The 20560-nt window shown below is 60.9% G+C and carries 17 protein-coding genes; 6 read left to right on the forward strand and 11 right to left on the reverse strand.

Annotation, left to right across the window (positions count from 1 at the left end; genetic code table 11):
• Window positions 1-6 precede the first annotated feature (6 nt).
• From THIDRDRAFT_RS17050 to THIDRDRAFT_RS17070, 5 genes are all read right to left on the reverse strand, one after another.
• Window positions 7-354 carry a response regulator gene (locus tag THIDRDRAFT_RS17050; RefSeq protein WP_007042137.1) on the reverse strand — a complete coding sequence of 116 codons (348 nt, stop codon included), beginning with the start codon at window positions 352-354 and terminating at the stop codon, window positions 7-9.
• A 106-nt stretch (window positions 355-460) separates the two neighbouring features.
• Window positions 461-2680: a hybrid sensor histidine kinase/response regulator gene (locus THIDRDRAFT_RS17055; protein WP_007042138.1), complete on the reverse strand. Its 2220-nt coding sequence runs from the start codon at window positions 2678-2680 to the stop codon at window positions 461-463.
• Between the two features lie 9 nt (window positions 2681-2689).
• Window positions 2690-4336, reverse strand: a complete 1647-nt coding sequence (locus tag THIDRDRAFT_RS23985) for a CheR family methyltransferase (protein WP_007042139.1) — start codon at window positions 4334-4336, stop codon at window positions 2690-2692.
• Window positions 4333-5445: a chemotaxis-specific protein-glutamate methyltransferase CheB gene (cheB, locus tag THIDRDRAFT_RS17065; RefSeq protein ID WP_139058785.1), complete on the reverse strand. Its 1113-nt coding sequence runs from the start codon at window positions 5443-5445 to the stop codon at window positions 4333-4335. The genes THIDRDRAFT_RS23985 and cheB overlap by 4 nt, the downstream gene beginning before the upstream one ends.
• 14 nt (window positions 5446-5459) lie before the next feature.
• On the reverse strand, window positions 5460-7415 hold the full coding sequence (locus THIDRDRAFT_RS17070) for a methyl-accepting chemotaxis protein (RefSeq protein ID WP_007042141.1): 1956 nt from the start codon (window positions 7413-7415) through the stop codon (window positions 5460-5462).
• Window positions 7416-7828: 413 nt separating this feature from the next.
• On the opposite strand from THIDRDRAFT_RS17070, the gene THIDRDRAFT_RS17075 reads away from it, so the two are divergent.
• The 6 genes from THIDRDRAFT_RS17075 to THIDRDRAFT_RS17100 are packed head-to-tail and all read left to right on the forward strand — an operon-like array spanning window position 7829 to window position 13660.
• Window positions 7829-10651, forward strand: a complete 2823-nt coding sequence (locus tag THIDRDRAFT_RS17075; protein WP_050984754.1) for a monovalent cation/H+ antiporter subunit A — start codon at window positions 7829-7831, stop codon at window positions 10649-10651.
• Window positions 10639-10980, forward strand: coding sequence for a Na+/H+ antiporter subunit C (locus THIDRDRAFT_RS17080; protein WP_007042143.1), 342 nt, complete (start codon window positions 10639-10641; stop codon window positions 10978-10980). The genes THIDRDRAFT_RS17075 and THIDRDRAFT_RS17080 overlap by 13 nt, the downstream gene beginning before the upstream one ends.
• A complete protein-coding gene (locus THIDRDRAFT_RS17085) occupies window positions 10977-12503 on the forward strand; it encodes a monovalent cation/H+ antiporter subunit D (RefSeq protein WP_007042144.1) in 1527 nt (508 codons plus the stop codon). The genes THIDRDRAFT_RS17080 and THIDRDRAFT_RS17085 overlap by 4 nt, the downstream gene beginning before the upstream one ends.
• Window positions 12500-12994, forward strand: coding sequence for a Na+/H+ antiporter subunit E (locus THIDRDRAFT_RS17090; RefSeq protein ID WP_007042145.1), 495 nt, complete (start codon window positions 12500-12502; stop codon window positions 12992-12994). Before THIDRDRAFT_RS17085 ends, THIDRDRAFT_RS17090 begins: the two co-directional genes overlap by 4 nt.
• The gene (locus THIDRDRAFT_RS17095; protein ID WP_007042146.1) at window positions 12988-13275 is read left to right on the forward strand and encodes a K+/H+ antiporter subunit F; all 288 of its coding nucleotides are present in this window, start codon (window positions 12988-12990) and stop codon (window positions 13273-13275) included. Before THIDRDRAFT_RS17090 ends, THIDRDRAFT_RS17095 begins: the two co-directional genes overlap by 7 nt.
• Before the next feature lie 16 nt (window positions 13276-13291).
• Window positions 13292-13660, forward strand: a complete 369-nt coding sequence (locus tag THIDRDRAFT_RS17100) for a Na+/H+ antiporter subunit G (protein ID WP_007042147.1) — start codon at window positions 13292-13294, stop codon at window positions 13658-13660.
• A gap of 39 nt (window positions 13661-13699) precedes the next feature.
• Here the strand turns inward: THIDRDRAFT_RS17100 and THIDRDRAFT_RS17105 are convergent, their stop codons facing one another.
• From THIDRDRAFT_RS17105 to glgB, 6 genes are all read right to left on the reverse strand, one after another.
• On the reverse strand, window positions 13700-15373 hold the full coding sequence (locus tag THIDRDRAFT_RS17105) for a hypothetical protein (RefSeq protein ID WP_007042148.1): 1674 nt from the start codon (window positions 15371-15373) through the stop codon (window positions 13700-13702).
• 849 nt (window positions 15374-16222) lie between these two features.
• Window positions 16223-16672 carry a molybdopterin synthase catalytic subunit MoaE gene (moaE, locus tag THIDRDRAFT_RS17110; protein WP_007042149.1) on the reverse strand — a complete coding sequence of 150 codons (450 nt, stop codon included), beginning with the start codon at window positions 16670-16672 and terminating at the stop codon, window positions 16223-16225.
• Window positions 16673-16679: 7 nt separating this feature from the next.
• Window positions 16680-17252 carry an NnrU family protein gene (locus THIDRDRAFT_RS17115; RefSeq protein ID WP_007042150.1) on the reverse strand — a complete coding sequence of 191 codons (573 nt, stop codon included), beginning with the start codon at window positions 17250-17252 and terminating at the stop codon, window positions 16680-16682.
• A 55-nt stretch (window positions 17253-17307) separates the two neighbouring features.
• On the reverse strand, window positions 17308-17760 hold the full coding sequence (locus THIDRDRAFT_RS17120) for a YaiI/YqxD family protein (protein WP_007042151.1): 453 nt from the start codon (window positions 17758-17760) through the stop codon (window positions 17308-17310).
• Window positions 17721-18092, reverse strand: a complete 372-nt coding sequence (locus tag THIDRDRAFT_RS17125; RefSeq protein ID WP_007042152.1) for a DUF2288 domain-containing protein — start codon at window positions 18090-18092, stop codon at window positions 17721-17723. Before THIDRDRAFT_RS17125 ends, THIDRDRAFT_RS17120 begins: the two co-directional genes overlap by 40 nt.
• Window positions 18079-20355 carry a 1,4-alpha-glucan branching protein GlgB gene (gene glgB / locus THIDRDRAFT_RS17130; RefSeq protein WP_007042153.1) on the reverse strand — a complete coding sequence of 759 codons (2277 nt, stop codon included), beginning with the start codon at window positions 20353-20355 and terminating at the stop codon, window positions 18079-18081. The genes THIDRDRAFT_RS17125 and glgB overlap by 14 nt, the downstream gene beginning before the upstream one ends.
• Window positions 20356-20560: the final 205 nt, after the last annotated feature.

Consider the following 20560-nt stretch of genomic DNA (forward strand, 5'->3'; position numbering starts at 1 on the left):
CGTGCGCTAACGCTGCGCGATGACTCGAGGAAGATCCGTCTCCATCGAACTGTCCTTCATCAGGCAAGCCAGAAGCCCTGGCTGTTGCGCCGCCAGCGGCTGCGGATCGTCACCGGTGAGCAGCACGAAGGGCATCATCAGCCCTTGACTGCGCATCTCATCGAAGAGTTCCAGCCCGTTCATCAGCGGCATGTGCATATCCGCAACCACGAGTTCAAAGGTTGCGGTGCCGCTGAGCGCCTCCAATGCCTCCAGTCCCTGTTCGACGAGCCGGCATTCATGTCCGGCGTCCTCTAGGACGGCCACCGTCATCTCCCCGGCCAATGGATCGTCATCGACGACAAGAATATGCATCGGCTTCCAACTCTCTATATTGGTCAAGGTTAGGTAGACAGGTCGTGCGGATAAACCACGCACTCCAAACACATAGCGTCGGCTGGTCGGATCGCTATGACGCGGTTCACCCTAGCAGATTGTGTAGTGTCTCAACCAGACTGGACTGATTGAAATCGCCCTTCACGATGTAGGCATCGGCCCCGACCTGAATTCCGCGCTGTTTGTCCTCTTCCTTCTGACGGGAGGTCACGATGACGATCGGAATTCCGTGATAGCGATCGTTCTCCCGCAGCCGGGCGGTCAGGGAAAAACCGTCCATGTTGGGCATGTCGACATCGGTCATTATTGCGTCGAAGTGACCGCCCAATGCCTTCTGCCAACCATCCAGCCCGTCCTCGGCCAGGGTGACGCGATAGCCATGGGCCTCCAGGATCTCTTTCTCGATCTCGCGGGTGTTCCGCGAATCGTCGACGACCAGGATCTGCTGGCCCATCGGGGGCTCGTCGATCGTGCGCGCAGGCTCCGTCCCGGTCAACGTCTCGCCACGGACGCGGCGGGCGGCGGCCAGCAGTGCCGGGGCCTGAAGGACACTGACCAGTTCGTTGGTCCCAGTGACAACCATACCGGCCACCATGCCCAGACCGTGCAGGTGTTCGGGCAGGGGTTTGATCACCATGTCGCGCTCATCGAGGAGCCGGTCCACGACCAACCCCAGCGTGGACTGATGGACCTTGATCACCACCACGAGATGGGATTCGCCGCCAGTGTCTCGATCGGATCCAGCGCCGTCCGAAGCTCCCATGGATTCCTGTAACCGCAGGAGTTCCGCCAGGGGGATCAGGGGCAAGAATTCGTTGCGCAGAATGACAGCCGGACGATCGGCGACCTGGATGGTCTCGTCGCTGGGGATACGGATCAGCTCCGCGACATGCTGGGCGGTCAGCCCGAACGACTGGCCCCCAGCCTGGAACAGGAGGATCCGCATCATGGCGAGTGACAGCGGAAGCTGGATGCGCATGAGCGTTCCGCCCCCCGGACGCGAGGAGACCGACAGGGCACCCTGGAGATCGTCGACGATGGTGCGCTTGACCACGTCCATCCCTACACCGCGACCGGAGACATCGGTGATGATGGCGCTGGTGCTGAAGCCGGGCTGAAAGATCAGCTCCGCGACCTGATCGTCGCTGATCAGGGTCGCGCTGGCGGAGTCGATCAAACCCTTCTGCACCGCCTTTGCGAGAATCTTGTCGCGATCCAGCCCGCGACCGTCATCCTCGATCTCGATCAGGATCCCCACCCCCTCCTGGCGCGCCGACAGACGGATTCGGCCGAGCGACGGCTTGCCGGCGGCCTGGCGCTCTTGAGGAGACTCGATCCCGTGATCGATGGCGTTGCGCAGCAGGTGCACCAGGACATCGCTCAGACGGTCGATGAGGTGGCGATCCAGCTCGATCTCGCCACCGCTGATCTCGCAATGCACCTCCTTGCCCAAGTCGCGGCCCAGTTCGCGGGAAACCCTGGCGATGGGATCGAAGACGATAGCCAGGGGCAGCATGCGCATGATCAAGGCCCGATCGTTGAGGTCGCCGGTCAGCAGCTCCTCTTCCATAATCAGGTCACGCAGGCTCAGGGTAAAACGATGCAAGGCCGCCGCCTGTTCGGTCAGCCGCGTCGCATCGACACCCGACACAGCGCAGGTGTCACTCAGGAGTGACTGAAAGGCGGCATCCAAGGCCCTCGCCTCCAGGAGCTTCTGGCGGAACTTGGCCTGGCTGGAGACGACCTCGCCCATCAGCTTGATGAGTTCGTCGAGCTTCTCCATGCGCACGCGCACGGTCTCTGGGGCGCGAACGCACGCGGACGACGTGGCGATGGGAGCGGATGGCGGTGTATCCGGCTCGGGATCCGGTGGATTGGCCACGCCCGGATTCTCGGTCTCGGCGGTGGAGCTTGTGCCGGCGGCGGCCTGGGCGAGCGCGGCGCACAGCGCCTGGTCTGGCGACGGGAGCTGTCCGCCGGTCGGCTCCACCTGCTCGACGAGTGCGCTGATGGCATCCACCGCGCGCATCAAGAGACCGCCAAGCTCGGAGGACTGTTGGAGCTTGCCATCGCGTAGCGCCCCCAGCACCTCCTCCAATTGATGGGCGGTATCCGCGATGCTGTCCAGCTTGAGCATGCGCGCTGAGCCCTTGATGGTATGGGCGGCGCGAAAGAGTCCGTTGATGCTTTCGCCGTCGAGCGTACCGCCGGCGGACAGGGTCGCCAGCCCGGTCTCGAGTCGAGCTAGATGATCGCGTGCCTCACCAGTGAAACGACCGAGGAATTTCTTGATATCGAGGGCCATGGCCGCGCCTCAGACCTGCGTCGCGCCGAGTCGGGACAATCGGGTCTCGCAGAGCAGACGTAGATCCCGAAGCGAGTAAGGCAATGGCAGTGGACCGACGTCTTGTGCGCTGTCGACACACTCGCCGGACTGGACGGGGCTCGTCATGTCCAAACGCTCCAATTGATGCAGGACGATCCGATACTCGCGCCGCGCCAGATCCGACTGCCCGCCCTCGTGGTAGATCTCGGCGAGCTGAAAGTGGGCCCGCCAGGCATCCGGACGATGGTAGATCGCCCGGCGCAGATGGCCGATCGCCCCAGCCATGTCACCCTGCTCCTGGGCGGTACGACCCAACAGCAGCAAGGTCCCGAGAGACCAGGGATCGATCGCGAGCGCCCGCTCCGCCGCAGCGGTCGCTCCAAGCCTGTCGCCCCGTTCCAGTAGGATGTGCGCCAGAAGCGTCAGGTCTTGGATGCGAGGGACACGGTCGGCGCACAACGGGGCAAGCCGATCCAAGGCATCGTCGAAGCGCTCGGCCTGGGTCAAGGCCAATGCCTCTTGATAGACGGCCTCTGCAGACGTGGAAACCGGAGCCTCGACCCTTGCTCCAACGGGCGGCGCAACGATCGGTTTCTCTACGAGCGGCCGCTCGAAGACGGGATGTTCGCCCATCGCTCGAATCGGCTCCAGACCCGGCGCTCGCCCGTCCGGGTCGCCGCTCAAAGCTAGACCACCGAGCATTGCCGGAACGGCCTCCGGGATAGCGTTCGGTTGCCGGGTGGAGACGCGCGATGGCGCAAACTCCAACGCCGACCCCATCTCGGGTCCAAGACCGGATTCAAGCGATGGTTGGAGGATGGGTTCATCCGGACGCGCATTCGCGAAGAAAAACACCCCGTCCAGCTCACGCAGCGTCAGAACCCCGAGATCGTTGGCCAGCGTCTCCGAGATCCCGACGATAAGATACCCGCCTGGATTGAGCAGCGACTTGAGCCGCCCCAGAACAAGCGCCCGTGTCTGCGCGTCGAAATAGATGGAGACGTTGCGAAAAAACAGCACGTCCTGTCCCCCCAAATCCGCCGGGTACTCGGGCGCCAACAGGTTGAGTGGCTGAAAGGAGACCTGGCGGCGGATGTCCTCATCGATTCGACGCGAGGTTCCTTCGGCGGCCGTGAAATAGCGCTCGATCAAAACCGGTGACAGGGTGCGAAATGAAAAGCGATTGTAGATACCCGCGCACGCGCGCTTCAGCGCGGCCTGATCGACGTCCCCGGCATTGAGATCGAAGAGGCGGTCGGCCAGTTCGCCATAGCGTTCGCGCAACGCCATCAGGATGGAATAGGGCTCCTCTCCGGTGGAACAGCCGACCGACAGGATCCGGATCGGCCGACCGGGTTGCATGCGGGCGATCAGCTCGGGACACAGACGCTCGGTCAACAGATCGAGGTGCTGAGGCTCGCGGTAGAAGTAGGTCTCGTTGATGGTCAGCAGACTGGTGAGCGTCTGCAGTTCATCCTCATCGGAACGCAAACACTCCAGGTAGGCATCGGCCGAATCTGCGCCAACGCGGGCGATCCGATTGACGAGCATGGCACGCCATGCGTCGTCGGACTCTTCGCTCAAATGCAGTCCAAGTCGTTCCTTGATGAAGGATTGAATCGATTGGAAATTCATGGCGTCGCGGCCCGTCGCGCCACCGGCGGGGTACGCGCGAGCCAGCCAAGCTCGTTGGCGATGGCATTCAGCGGGAGCACCGATTGCACGGCGCCGGCCAGGATGGCCTCCCGATTCATGCCAAAAATCACCGAGCTGTCTTCGTCCTGACCGATGGTGATTCCGCCCGCGCGACGAATATCGAGCATGCCCCGTGCCCCGTCGCGCCCCATACCGGTGAGAATCACCCCCACCGCGCAGCGACCGCAAACCTCGGCCACCGAAGCGAGCAGACGGTCGCAGCTGGGATGATAGATATCCGACTCGGCACAAGGCGTCAGCTGGATGCGGTTGTCGCTGGTGAGTGTCGTGTGGGAGGAGGAATCGGCCAGATAGATCCATCCCGGTCGCAGCGATTCGCCCGCCCGAGCCAGCGTGACGGTCAGTGGACAAAGATCGTTCAGCCACGTGGCCATGGCCTCGGCAAAGCCCTCGGAGATGTGCTGCGCGATCAGGACGGGTGACGGGAAGTCCGCAGGCAGCGCGGGCAGCAGGCTGGCCAGTGCCTGGGGGCCGCCCGTCGATGAGGCGATCGCGAAGACCCGCCGCTGAGCGGCGCTCGCCTCGTTGCAGCCGCTGACTTCGGATGCATAGGACGCGCGTGCGACAACGCCTGTCACGCTCGGGGCGACAGACGATTGAGGCGAGATGTGCGTCGGAGCGACCGCTTGTCCCCGGCGAATATGGCGGATCACGGGCACACCAGCGAGCATCTTGAGACGGGCTGCCAGTAAGCAACCGTCGTCGATGGTCGGCTTGGAGGTCGCCTCCAGGGCGCCGCGCTCGACCGCCAACATGGCGTTGCGCGCGTCGGCGAGGTCGGACAGCACCAGGATGGGCGTCGCACGGACGGCCATGATCTCCTCGATGGCCGCCATGCCGTCCATCTCGGGCATCTGTAGATCCATGGTGACGATGCTCGGTTTGAGCGACAGCACCTTCTCGACCGCCTCGCGGCCGTTTTCGGCTTCGCCGCAGACCCGCAGTCCCGGCTCCTCTTCCAGCAGAGCGCGAATCAGCGCCCGCGCCGAGCCACTATCGTCGACCACCAGCACGCTGATCGGATCCACGGCGGTTGGCTCCATCAATCGGTCCGCGCGGCGGCGTCGGCCGAATCGGGCGCCGCCGTCATCTCATTCAGGGTGAAGTGGTCCATCTGGATCTTGAGATTGGCGGAGAGCTGGGTCATCTCCTGGGCCACCTCGGAGATCCGCCGGACCGACTTTGCGGTGTCGGAGCTGGCGGTCACGATCTCCCTGAGCGCCACCACGACCTGACTGCTCGCGGTCCGCTGCTGCTGGGTCGAGAGGCTGATCTGCTGGGCGGAACTGGTGGCCTCGCTCGCCGCTTGAACCAGGTCCTGGAGGAAGGAGGCGGTGCGCGAAGAGGCCTCCATCCCCTGATCGATCCCGACCGAACCCTTTTCGGAGGTGATCACGAGACGGCTGATGGATTCCTGGATCTCGCCGACCTTGCGCGCGATCTCGCTGGTAGACTCGGTGACCGAATCGGCCAACCGACGGATCTCCGCCGCCACCACCCCGAAGCGTTTACCCGCCTCGCCCGCCGAGGCGGCCTCCAGCGCGGCGTTGAAGGCGATCAGCTTGGTCTGATCCGCGACCGTGTCGATGATCTCCATGATCCTGGAGATCTCCTTCGATTTGCTGCCGAGGTCGACGATCTCCTTGAGCGAGTGCTGATTGTCGCGGCGGATCTCCTCCATTTTTCCGACCAACTGCTGCATGGCCTCCGAACCCTGACGGCTGCCATCGTAGGTGCGGCGGGCGACCTCGACCACGGACCCAGAGTACTCGGCAATCTGGCCGGAGGACGCGGAAAGCTCCTCCATGGTCGAGGTGATCTCCGACACCGAGGTCGACATCTGGCTGGAGGTCGCCGCCTGACCGTCGACCGCCTGGGAGATCTCGCGCGCGGCGGTCAGCACCGAGGCGGCATCGGCCTCGACCTGGGACACGAGCCCATGCAGTCGATGGCGCATCCGATTGGTAACCTGGGCCAGTTCGGCCAGTTCGTCCCGTCCTTGCAGCTCGATCTCGCCGGTCAGGTTGCCCCCGGCCACGCGGTTCAGGCCATCGGAGACCCGGAGGATCCGTCGTGCCAGCACGCGTGCAGTCAGGATCGCAATCATCAGACTGAACAGCAGCATCAGAGCGCCGATCAACCAGGCTTGCTGGGTCGCCCGAGCCTCGACATCAAGGTAATGCAGGCGATCCTTGGCCACCTCCAGGACACCGAGTGGAGCGCCGGCATAGTCCTCGAGCCGCTCGGCATACACCACCATGGGGAGGCCATCGATCTCGACTCGCTTGTATTGCGGAGTCCCGTCGAAGGCGGCCTGCAGGCTGGCAGTATCCAAGAACGGCTTATCGCCCTTGGTCATTGCAAAGGTTTCGATCGCCCCGTCGCGAACCACATGGAGCCCAGCCTCCACCCCATGAGCCTTCTTGAAGGCGGCAAAGAAGTCCGGACCGAAAGACATGCCGAATTCGACCGAACCGAGGTGGCGTCCCTGATCGAACACCGGCACCACGCCGCGAGCACCCAGTCCGGCGACCCCGGACTCCAGGCCGCGCTGAGGCTTGAGCTTGGTATTGGTATCCACGACCGAATGGCGAAAACTGGAAAGATCGTCCCCGTATTTCTCGACCTTGTGCAGCCGCAGAAAGGAGGTCGCAGGCGGTGTGTGGAACTGGAACTGGACGGCTCCGTAGTCGCGCTCCAGGACCTTGAAGGGCGGAAGCAATTGCGCTTGCAGCCAGTCCCGATCGCCCGCTGCGAAATGCTGCTGGACCTCGGGGATATTGGCGACGAGCGCACTCATCGCCCCGGCGAGACGGGTCTCAGCCGCAACGTCGTCCTGAATGGCCTCGAAATATTGCTGCAGTTCGGTCCGCTCCGCTTCCAGGAGCACATTGTCCAGACCGCGCAGATTGAAGAAGGTCAGCACCGAAACGGCGAGGAGGATCGCGGCCCCGACACCGATGAGATTGTTGGCCCAAAGACGGAGGTTCGTGAACATCGCGGGACTCTTAGTTGTGACGGATACGCTCGCCGAGCGGCCACCAAAGGACCTTGGCGATCTCCAAAAAAGAATCTCCCCGTAGGATAGCGGTGAGCGTGCGAACCGCATCTTTCGCGATCGATGCGGTTCGTTTCTCACCACATCCTACGTATAGGTGCAGTCTTTCGCGGAGATCGCCTTAGGTATTGGCAACCGAACGCTCATAGCGAGAAGCAACCCCAGAGGATGAAGGCGTGCTCTTGCGGGGAAGCCACCTCTGAGCCAGACAGCCCGGACGCTAGCCGTAAGTTCGCCTGGGGTCAAGGCGCGACGGGGCAGGACGCCGATGAGCGTCCGAACGGCACGTGAGGCATTCAATGGTATCCTGGGAATCACGACAGGAAACAGCCCACATCACGGAACCCTCGCGCATGAATCTGTTGTTCGTCGTGCTCATCCCCCTGATGGGCGCTGGTTTGACCGCCTGGATGTCTCGTTTCGGCCGGCTATGGTCCGCTTGGACGGCCGGTCTGGTGGCATTGGGCGCGCTGGGCACCCTATCCCCGTCAATGCTGATCGCATTCTCTGGCGAAACGGTGATCCAGCGCTGGCCCTGGATCCCTGACCTGGGACTGGACCTGGCCTTTCGACTGGATGGGTTGGGCCTGGTCTTCACCTCAATGGTGCTGGGCATCGGGCTGCTGGTCATCCTCTATGCCCGTTACTATCTATCCGCAACCGACTGCATGGGGCGCTTCTACGCCTATCTGCTGCTCTTCATGGGATCCATGTTGGGCGTGGTGCTGGCGGAGAATCTCATCCTGCTGCTGGTCTTCTGGGAGCTGACGAGTCTCTCGTCCTTTCTGCTCATCAGCTATTGGCGTCACGAGGAAGAGGCCCGCAACGGGGCACGCATGGCGCTCGCCGTGACCGGCCTGGGCGGACTGGCGATGCTGGGCGGTTTCCTGCTGCTGGGCGAGATAGTCGGCAGTTACGATCTGTCTGTGATTCTGGCGGCCGGCGATCAGGTCCGCGCCGATCCGCTCTATACGCCCATGCTGGTGCTGATCCTGCTCGGGGCCTTCACCAAGTCGGCGCAGTTCCCCTTCCATTTCTGGCTGCCGCACGCCATGTCGGCGCCGACGCCGGTATCGGCCTATCTGCATTCGGCAACGCTGGTGAAGGCCGGAATCTTTATCATGGCCAGGCTCTTTCCGGTGCTCTCGGGCACGTTCGAATGGAACCTGCTGGTCATCGGAACCGGACTGACGACCCTACTGGTCGGCGCCTGGATCGCACTCTTCAAGCACGATCTCAAGGGACTGCTGGCCTATTCGACCATCAGCCACCTGGGGCTCATCACGCTGCTGTTCGGACTGGGGACACCCTTGGCGGCCGTGGCCGGGATCTTCCACGTTATCAATCATGCGACCTTCAAGGCATCGCTGTTCATGGCGGCCGGCATCATCGATCACGAATGCGGCACGCGCGACATGCGACGGATCAACGGGCTCTGGCGCTACATGCCCTATACCGCCAGCCTAGCCATGGTGGCGGCGTCGGCGATGGCCGGCGTTCCGCTGTTCAACGGCTTTCTCTCCAAGGAGATGTTCTTCGCCGAGACGGCCGATTTCTTCTCCGAGCATCCCTGGGGCTGGCTGCTTCCGGTGGCGGTGGCCTTCGCGGGCATCATGGCCGTCGCCTATTCGCTGCGATTCATCCATGACGTCTTCTTCAATGGCGACCCGGTCAATCTGCCGCGCAAACCCCATGAACCGCCCTTTTGGATGAAGGTGCCAGTCGAAATCCTGGTCGCCATCTGTCTAGTGGTCGGCATCCTGCCCGCGCTGACCGTGGCGCCCTTGCTCAAGGTCGCGGTCACCAGTCTGCTCCAAACGCCGCCGCCCGAGTATGACTTGGCAATCTGGCATGGATTCGGCCTGCCGGTCGTCATGAGCGCCGTCGCACTCGTCGGCGGAATCGTGGTCTACGCCGGTCGCCAGCCGCTATTCGAGATGGCCAATCAGATATCGGGCCGATTTGGCGGCCGGGCGGCCTTCGACCGGCTGCTCGGCGGCCTATTCGCCCTCGCCCGCCTGACGACCCGGACGCTGGATACCGGATCGCTGCAGCGTCTGATTCTGCTGTTCCTGGTCTCGGCGCTCGGATTGGGTCTGGCCGGGGCCATCGGCAGCGGCTCGCCGCTGACGGGCGAACGCGGTCTATTGACGCCGGACGGCGTGAGCATCTTCATCGCCCTGGCTCTGTCCTTGGTGGCCGTCGCCACCCTGCTGCTGCACCGACTGCGGCTCACGGCGCTCATCGTCATGGGGGCGCTAGGTCTGCTGGTGTCGCTCATCTTCGTCAAATTCTCCGCCCCTGACCTGGCCCTGACCCAGCTCACGGTGGAGGTGGTCACCATCGTGTTGCTGCTCCTAGCGCTCTATGTTCTGCCACCGCGCAGCCCGGCCGAATCGACAGGTTGGCAGCGTCTGCGCGACCTGACGCTGGCCCTGCTAGCCGGTGGTGGTGCCGGAACCCTCACCTGGTCGATCCTGACCCGCCCCTATACGCCCATCTCGGAATACTTCCTGACCAACAGCGTGCCTGGGGGCGGCGGACACAACGTGGTCAACGTCATCCTGGTCGACTTCCGAGGCTTCGATACGCTGGGCGAAATATCGGTGCTCGCCCTGGCCGGATTGGGAATCTACGCCATGCTCCACAAACTGCATCTGCCAGGACCGACGTCCAATCCTCAAGGCCGTCCATGGAACTGGGACAGACATCCCGCCATCATGGCCGCCCTGGCTCGATTGCTGCTGCCGCTGGCCCTGCTGGTCTCGGTCTTCATCTTCCTGCGCGGACACAACCAGCCCGGCGGCGGCTTCATCGCCGGACTGGTGACGGCTGCAGCACTCATCATGCAATACCTAACCAATGGGGTTGAATGGACCCATCGACGTCTCTCGGCCAACATGCACCCCCTGATCGGCGTCGGTCTGCTCATCGCCACCGGGACCGGGCTGGCGAGTCTGGCATTCGGATACCCCTTCCTGACCTCGACCTTCACGCACATCCACTGGCCGCTGTTGGGCGACTTCGAGCTGGCCTCGGCGATGGCCTTCGACCTGGGGGTCTATCTGGTGGTGGTTGGCGCGACTCTGCTGATCCTGGTGCATCTGGGTCTGATGCACCGGGTCAGTCACATCCCAATCGGCACGGCAACGGAGGGCTCGTCATGGAAATTCTGATGAGCGTCATCATCGGCGTCCTAACCACCATCGGGGTCTATCTGACCTTGCGCGCCCGAACCTTCCCGCTGGTGATGGGGCTGACTCTGATGTCCTACGCGGTAAACCTCTTTCTATTCGCCACCGGGCGGCTTTCCATCGGCCAGCCGGCGATTATCACGGACACCGCTAGCGGTTATACGGATCCGCTGCCGCAGGCGCTGGTCCTGACGGCGATCGTCATCAGTTTCGCCATGACCGCCTTCGTCATCATGCTCTCGCTCAAGGCCCATGCAGAACTGGGTACGGATCAGGTCGACGGCCACCGCGATGAGGAGAACGTCGCTTGAGCCATCTACTCATCCTGCCTCTCGTTCTGCCGCTCCTGGCGGGCACGCTCCTGCTGCTTACGCGCCGCTGGCTGTCGCTCGACGTGCGGCGCGCAATGAACCTGACCGCCACCCTGGCTCAGGTGGCGCTCGCCATCCTGGTGCTGATTCAAGTCGACTCGGGCGAGATCCTGGTCTACGCACTGGGTAACTGGCCCGCGCCCTATGGCATCGTACTGGTCGGGGATCGGCTGGCGGCGTGGATGCTCCTCGTCACCTCGGCGCTGTCCAGCTTCGCGCTCCTCTACGCAATCCAGGGAACCGATCGCGGTAGCCGTCATTTCCATCCACTGTTCCAGCTACAGCTCTTCGGGCTCAACGGCGCCTTTCTCACGGGCGATCTGTTCAACCTCTTCGTCTTTTTCGAGGTCCTGCTGCTGGCCTCCTACGGCCTGCTGCTGCACAGAGGCGGGGCCGAGCGCACCCGTGCCGGGCTGCATTTCGTGGCGCTGAATCTGGTCGGATCGACGCTCTTCCTATTCGCCGCCGGCACCCTCTACGGAACCCTGGGCACTCTCAATCTGGCCGACATGGCGGTCAAGGTGGCCGAGACGCCGACCGAAAATCTGGGGCTGGTACGCGTTGGCGGGCTGCTGTTGTTCGGCGTCTTCGCCCTCAAGGCGGCAGTGGCTCCGCTGCATCTGTGGTTGCCGGCCACCTATGCGGCGACCTCGGCACCGGTCGCGGCCCTGTTCGCCATCATGACCAAGGTCGGCGTCTACTGTCTGCTGCGAATCGGTACGCTGGTGTTCGGTACCGACGCCGGTCCAGTGGCCGGGCTCTATGCCGACTGGCTGCTGCCCCTGGCGCTGGCGACGCTGATCCTGGCCACCCTGGGCACGCTGGCGGCGACCGGATTGCGACGCCAGATCGGTTATCTGGTGCTGGTCTCGGTTGGTCTGCTGCTGACCGCGCTGGCCCTGGGGAGCCCGGACGCCACAGCGGCCGGACTCTATTATCTGGCCCACACCACCTTCGCGACGGCGGCGTTCTTCCTGCTCGCCGACCTGATCGCGAATGGACGCGGCAGCCATGCGGATCGTCTGACGCCCGGACCGGTGATCCCGGCAGCGGGATTGATCGGCGGACTCTTTTTCGTCGTCGCGCTGCTGGTGGCTGGCCTGCCTCCGCTGTCCGGCTTCGTCGGCAAGCTGCTGGTGCTGCGCGCAACACTGGAGACACCCATTTGGCCTGGGCTGATGGCGATCATCCTGATCTCATCGCTGCTCGGCATCATCGCGCTCGCGCGCTCGGGCAGCCTGCTCTTCCTGCGCGCAGAGGGCGAATGTTCGACAGAGCCCTCGGCCCGCCCCAGTGCATCCAGAATCGCGCCGATCATGGGACTCATGGGGCTCTGCTTGGCACTGACGATCTGGGCCGATCCCATACTGAGATTCGTGACCGAGACTGCCGAGCAGCTCCTGCGCCCTGGGTACTACATCCAGGCGGTTCTCGCACCCGACGCCGGAAGGGCTCCATCATGAAGCTGCGACTGCTGCCCCACCCCATCCTGACACCCGTGCTGACGCTCATCTGGATCTTGCTGTCCAATAGCTTCGACCCAGGAAATCTGCTGCTCGGACTGCTGCTCGGCTGGGCCATCCCTATCTTCACCCTGCGCTTCTGGCCCGAGCGCATCCGTATCCATCGGCCGCTGACGCTGTTGCGCTTCATCGCCATGCTCCTCCACGACATTCTCACGGCCAACCTCACCGTCGCCTGGCTCATCCTGCGCGGGCCGCGGCGGGTCGCGCCCGGGTTCGTAGTGGTTCCGCTCGACCTGCGCTCGGACCTCGGAATCAGCCTGCTGGCGAACACCATCTCGCTCACGCCAGGGACGGTCTCGGCCTGGCTCGATCCGGAGCGGCGCAATCTGGTCGTGCACGGACTGAACGTGCGCAATCCGGAAGCACTGGTCGAGAGCATCAAACAGCGTTACGAGACGCCACTGTTGGAGATCTTCGAACCATGCTGAATCCCGCGAGCCTTCTCGATCTCTCCATCTCGATCGCCTTCGGGTTGGTGACGGCCGCACTGGCACTGACGCTCTGGCGACTGCTGTTCGGACCGGACAAGCCGGATCGCATCCTGGCGCTCGACACACTCTATGTGAACGCCATCGCCCTGCTGGTGCTGGTCGGCATCCATTTGAACTCATCGCTCTATTTCGAGGCAGCGCTGCTGATCGCCATGATGGGATTCGTGGGAACGGTCGCTCTCTGCAAATATCTGTTGCGCGGCGACATCATCGAATAAAGGGGAATAGCAGCGAATGGCCGATTCCGTGCTCGACATCCTGCTCGCCGTGCTCATCCTGCTCGGCGGGCTCTTCACCTTCATCGGCTCGCTCGGACTGGTGCGGCTACGCGACTTCTACAGCCGGCTGCATGGTCCGACCAAGGCCACCACGCTGGGCGTCGGTAGCCTGCTGATCGCCTCCATGGTCCATTTCAGCCTTCGTGGAGAGGGCCTGAGCCTGCATGAGCTGCTGGTCACCTTCTTCCTCTTCATCACGGCACCTGTCAGCGCGCACCTGCTGTCCAAGGCGGCGCTCCATCTGCGGGTGCAGTCGGTGGCGAAGATGCCGGCGATCATTGAGGAGGTGGAGGAGGCATCGACGCGGACAGAGCCTCACCGTTAAACGAAAGACTCGGGTGCATGCCCCAACAAACCGAGCAAATCAAAGACCTTCAGTGCGCAACGGGAGGTCATACAGCCAAATCTCGGAATCTCCACAGACAATCGATCGAGACGGATCGCCGAAACGAGCGCGAAGCTTATTGGGATCAAGATTTTTTGTAATGATGAAATCAGGGCTAAAAGGCGCTTTGTTATCAGAGCGTACGCTGAACCACCGACGGTTGTAATTCCACCGAAAAAAATAACCATCCTCCCTCACTTGAACGATGTGTATTTCTCGACGAGTCATGAACATGAGTAGCTTGGCCGTCCAGTAATCACCTATTCCGGTCGTTCTTTTTTCTTGTCTTAGACATATCTCGACTGGTGTCGGAGATTGGAGCCTCTTAACTGAGGCGATAGCATCCTCGGATACTGTCATGGCCGACACAGCAATTAGGACGCCTGCCCCCAATCCGGCGACGACATTTACTATCCTGATGGACCCGATCACATTGGATATAAAATAAACAATCCATACCATGATCAGAATATGAATGACGATAAAATAACGCCAGTCACCAACAACCTTGTAATTTCCGGTGGCAAGAGGAGTTAGCAATGCCGAAAAACAACTCATCGCAATAAATAGTTCTATATAGTTCCCGACTGTCTGCGGCTGCCGCCCCAATAAATCGAAACAAATTTTTATTGCTCTAGCGCCTATCGGAATTAAAACACCTACAGTAATTAGAGCCGGATAGTCATTCATTTTTACGGCTCGAATCAATTCTTGTGAAAAACTTAACACAGAATCAATGGGATTAATAGGGCTCATATAACCTGAAAACACATCAAGCTCTGATGAAAAAAGCACATTTCTAATCAATCTTTCGGATATCAGAGCCGATATCGTGGCAACAATCAGCGTTACGGCGTATATGTAACTGCGTCTACCTCCGATAGAAATCCCATGCAATATTGCTATGATCGATGCTGGAACAACGAACCAGACTACGAAGAGCAGATCGGAAAAGCTTGAAAGATAAACCGTCACACCTAACACAACCAGCCATCGCAAGCGTGCTTGATTGGTCAACAGATTTATGAATATTGCGGCGGATACCAGCGTCATCAATACAGCCCCAGTATGAATGGATGCACTGGCCAACCAAACATATGAGAGAGGGCTAATGGGTCCCTTGACTGCATAAGAAAAGCTCATCAGCCCAACAAGAAGGATTATTGCTGCAATCAAATTGGTTGCGGTAACGAAGCTGACCCGCATATTTGAGGAAATCAATATCCCGCCAGCACCACTATAGAGCGTAAACAGTAATGCACCATAGATAATGGGCAAAACCGCGTTGGGAATTGGGAGCACTACGAGAAAGACGGAAAAGATCAAGTCTGGAAAAAAATACAACGCCGGAGAAAAGTACCAATCGTTGAACCGAGAAGGCTCCTGCAATAAATCACGAGCCTGCATGAATGGTTGAACCAAGTCGCTATTGTAGTTGAGATTCGAATATCCCACCCCAAGAAAATAGCTAAAAAAAATAGTGAACGAGAAAAACAAGAACAAAATATTTGCCAAATTTAACAATCCCGACTTCCAGCCGTCGCTAATATTACGAGCCGAACTTTCACATTGGATCTTATTGGAATTTTTCATGCTATAGTAAAAAATTAATTCTAATTTTTTGTTGGGCTCTAGCAAATTGATACTTGACATCAAATATCCAATCGCTTGAACAGCCTCTCCGGCAGCAGGTGGATGATGGTCATTGCAAACCACCAACGCCGCTTGACATAGATGGCAGTAGACATACGTTTGACGGAGCGCAGGGCTTCACGCCCTGCGACGCGCCGCAGAGCCACGAACAGGTACTGCAGGAAACCGCAGCGTCTGTAGATCCGGTATCCACCGCTGGATACCGTTGAGGGTATAGAAGAAGGCTTCGTAATCGACGACGGAGGTAAGGATAACCTCCGCCAGTGCCAGGACCGAGACCTCCCGCGCGAACAGCGTATTGGAGTCACTCGAGATCTCCTTATCAGATGGCCGCGACCAAAACGGTCAGCGCCGCCAATCCAAAACCCAGACTAATCCGGTCGGTGACGGCGAAAACGACGGGGGTCGTAATGCATGACACCTCAGTGCGAAATCATCGTCATCCAACTAATCCAGTACAAGAGCAGAGGACACGACCAATCATAACCAGTCCTGTCCGGATGGGAATAGAGTCGATTCACGTCCTCGCTGTTGACCTAGAACCCATCTCGTTACACACATCTCTGCTGCCTTCCCTAAGCTGCTGATTTATAAAGACAGGCACTTTTGGGGGATCACACTAAATCAATCACTTACAGACTTGTGTGTAATGGGATGCCTAGAACCCCATCACCAGCACTGCCACATAGCTGGAAGATCTGGCTAAAGATGTCCTCGAACACTCCGAAATGGTCTGCGATCGCCTTCGCCTGACGCGGGTTCGCATCGACCACCAGCATTGCGACATGGAAACACAATCCGCCGCTAATCTCAGCTTCTCGATCCCTCGAAATCGGCTAATAAAACAGCCTACCAACGGTCGGCAGATTCCTGATCCCTGGTCCGTGCCTCGACCCAGCGTTCGCCCGCGTCGGTAACTTCCTTCTTCCAGAATGGTGCGCGGGTTTTGAGGTAGTCGATCAGGAATTCGCAGGCGCGGAAGGCGTCGCCGCGATGCTGGCTGACGACACCGACGAAGACGATCGGATCCCTAGGTTCCAGGATTCCGACACGATGAACGATACGGATTCCCTCCAATTCCCAGCGCTCGGCGGCCTCATCGGCGATGGCCGCGAGCGCCTTCTCGGTCATCCCCGGATAGTGTTCGAGCCGCATGCGCGAGACGCCGAGTCCGGCGTTGAGATCGCGCATGAGCCCGACGAAGCTGACCAGCGCACCGATCCGGGCATTGTCCCCGACCAGCGCCGCCTGCTCGGCGGCGCTGTCGAAGGGCGCGCTCTGAACCCGGATTTGATACATGACCCGGTCAGCCAATGGGTGCGACACCGATCAGCGCCTTGTGCAGCCAGAACATGAAGAGCAGATAGAACAACAGACCGCCGACGATGGCGATGGCGTCGTTTAGGGGACTCGGTGGCGCGCCCTGGACCGGCGGACCGACCCGGTGCTTGAGCGAGATGCGATCGGCGACGGCCCAGGCCAGGAAGGCGCCGAACAGCAGGATGTCGGCCAGGGTGCCGTTGGCCAACAGATGGGCAAAGGCCCAGATCTTCACTGCGAGCAGCATGGGGTGCTTGACCGCGGTCTGGATACGGCCCGGCAGATAGGCGGCGAACAGCAATGGAAAAACAGGCAACATCAGCAGCAAGGTGATATGACGCATCCAGGCTGCGGGATCGTAGACCAGGATGGGGGATTGGCCCGCCATGCCGAAACCGGAGAGGATCAGCATGAAGCCGATCAGCGACAGGATCGCGTAGACTGCCTGCCAGGGCACGACCCCGAAGCGGGCGACGATGTTGCCCCTGAGATCGGGTTTTATGATGGAGATGGAGTGCGTCCCCAGGAAGAGGATCAGACCCAGTATGAGTACGGCCATTGGATGACTCCTTTATCGAGGGCTAGCGATTGCTTGCGTCCAGGGCTCCAATTGGTCAATGAGCACCCTGTTTGGCGAGAAATGCGTCCAGGGCATTGGCGAAGGCCTGCTTGTCGCGCGGTCCGAGGCTCCCGGGTCCACCGGTATCGACTCCAGTCGAGCGCAGCGTCTCCATGAAATCGCGCATATTCAGTCGCTCGCGAATGTTCTCCTTGGTATAGATCTGTCCACGCGGATTCAAGGCGTGACCACCCTTGGCGATGACCTCGGCGGCCAGGGGGATGTCCGCAGTGATGACCAGATCGTCCGCCTCCAGACGGCGAACGATCTCATTGTCGGCAACATCGAATCCGGCCGAAACCTGGATAGCGCGGATCAGACGCGACGGCGGCACGCTCATCGGCTGATTGGCGACCAGCGTCATGCCGATTCCGACACGCTCCACCGCACGGAAGAGGATGTCCTTGATTATCCTTGGGCAGGCGTCTGCGTCGACCCAGATGTGCATCGCGTTTCCTGTACCAAAATCCAAGGTTTGACGACCACGGCCCAGAGACTGGATTGAGACTCGAACCAGCCTCTGGCCTGATCGTCGCTGACGCGGGAGAGCGTGCCCCGTGTCATCTCGGCTTCGATGGCGGCGGCATCGTCCAGGGTAAACCGCAGCGCCATCTCGACCAGGTCCAGATCGTCATGCACCCAGATCAGATAGCCCTGCGCAAAGAAGCGCTGAAGCTCGGCCCAGGGGATGCGCGCCGTCTCCTGATTGAGCCGGATCCGCTGGAGTTCGATCGGATCCACGTCCAGTTCGGACGCCAGTTCTGTCTCAAGCGTCGACATCGCTGGGCTCCGCTGGGGTATCTGCAGCTTCGGCGGCATTCTCGGACGGGATCTCGTCCGCCTCCGTCTCCGAGAGCTCGTGAACCAGGATGATGCCGGCGAGCGGCGGTAGCGAGATCATCAGCGAATGAGGCCGCCCCATCCAGCTCACGGGTTCGGATTTGACGCCACCCTGATTGCCGACATTGCTGCCACCATAGATCTCGGCGTCCGAGTTGATCGCCTCGCGGTAGAAACCGGCCTCGGGAACGCCGATACGATAGTCGTTACGAGGAACCGGGGTGAAATTGAACGCGGCTGCGACGATCTCTTTCCCGGACTGAGACTTGCGAATATAGCTGAGCACGGACTGGGAGCTGTCGTGGCAATCGATCCATTCGAACCCCGAGGCATCGAAATCCACATCGTGCAGCGGCACCTGCTCGCAATAAAGCCGATTGAGATCGGCCACCAGACGCTGCATGCCCTGATGCGGCGCGCGCTCCAGGAGTTCCCAGTCGAGCGATTCGTCGAACTTCCATTCCTGGCCCTGAGCGAACTCGCACCCCTGAAAGAGCAGCTTCTTGCCGGGATAGCTGAACATGAAGGTATAGAGCAGTCGCAGGGTGGCGAACTTCTGCCAGGCGTCACCCGGCATCTTGTCGATCATGGACTTTTTGCCGTGCACCACCTCGTCGTGCGAGAAGGGCAGGACGAAGTTCTCGGTAAAGGCGTAGAGCAGCCCGAAGGTCAGCAGATCATGGTGGAAATGGCGGTAGATGGGATCCTTCTGCATATAGGACAGGGTGTCGTGCATCCAGCCCATGTTCCATTTCATGCTGAAACCGAGACCACCCAGATAGGTCGGACGCGACACCGCCGGCCAGGCGGTCGACTCCTCGGCGACCATGAGGCTGCCCGGATGCTGCTCGTGGGTGACGCTGTTCAGCTCGCGAATGAAGTCCACGGCCTCCAGGTTCTCGTTGCCGCCGTATTTGTTGGGGATCCACTCGCCCGGATTACGCGAATAGTCGAGATAGAGCATGGAGGCGACCGCATCCACGCGCAGCCCGTCGATGTGGAATTCGTCCAGCCAGTAGAGTGCGCTGGAGAGCAGGAAATTCTTCACCTCGTTGCGACCGAAGTTGAAGATGAGCGTCCCCCAGTCCTTGTGCTCGCCGAGACGCGGGTCGGCATGCTCGTAGAGCGCGGTGCCGTCGAATCGAGCTAGGGCGTAAATATCCTTGGGGAAGTGCGCGGGCACCCAATCCAGAAGCACGCCGATCCCCAAATGATGGAAATAATCGACGAAGAAGCGGAAGTCGTCGGGGGAGCCGAAGCGGGCGGTCGGGGCGAAATAGCCGGTGCACTGGTAGCCCCAGGAGGCGTCGAGCGGATGCTCGGTGATGGGCAGCAGCTCAATGTGGGTGAAGCCCATCTTCTCGACGTAGTCGCCGATCTCCTTGGCCAGGGTACGGTAGTTGAGGAAACTACCGTCGGACGCCTGGCGCCAGGAGCCGAGATGCACCTCGTAGACCGACATGGGTTGATGCTGCCAGTCGACCGTGGACCTCAGACGCATCCATTCCTCGTCCGTCCAGCGGAAATGGCTCTCGGGCGAGATCAGGCCGGCGGTTTGGGGACGCACCTGGAACGCCTGGGCATAGGGGTCGATCTTCACATGAAGATTGGTGTGTTGGTCGCGGATCTCGTATTTGTAGAAACCGCCGCACTCAAGCCCCGGGATGAAGAGTTCCCAGACACCATGACCGCCGCGCACCCGCATAGGATGGGCGCGTCCGTCCCAGGCGTTGAAGTCTCCGACCACGCTGACGCGCTCGGCGTTGGGAGCCCAAACCGCGAACTGAATGCCAGGAATACCCTCGACCTCGGTCGCGTGCGATCCAAGCAGACGATAGGCATGCCAGTGACGGCCCTCGCCGAACAGATGCAGATCGAAATCCGAGAGCTGCAACGGAAAACAGTAGGGATCGTATGCGCGATGCGACATCCCGCTCTGATCCTCCCATTCGACCTGATAGCGGTCCGGAACCTGATCGGCCGCGCCCTCCCAGACAAAGAGGTCGGTCCCATCGATTCGCTTCATGGGGGCGGCGGGCTCGACCAAAGCTGCCCGTTCGGCTAGAGGCAAAAAGGCCCGCACGATCGCCCGGCCACCGTCCTCGTGTCGCCCCAACACTTCAAAGGGGTCATGGTGGCGCGCCTCGACGATGCGCAGCAGAGATTCGGGAAGCTTGGGTGAGGAGCCATGTGCGGTTGCCATGTCGTTCGTGTTCCTCTGGTATCAGAAATCGGGCCACCCAGGAATAGTCCTGGAGACCAGTCCTAGTGCGGACAGGGTGCGGCGACGCACCCTTAGGGGCATGATGCATCCTAGACTGATTCGTTCACGCCCATGGCGTGAAGCGGGGGGCCAGGAAACCGTCGCCGATTCGAATCGAAATCGAGCCGCTCCAGGACTCCGAAGC

The organism is Thiorhodococcus drewsii AZ1 (assembly GCF_000224065.1).
GTDB classification, from domain to species: Bacteria; Pseudomonadota; Gammaproteobacteria; order Chromatiales; family Chromatiaceae; genus Imhoffiella; species Imhoffiella drewsii.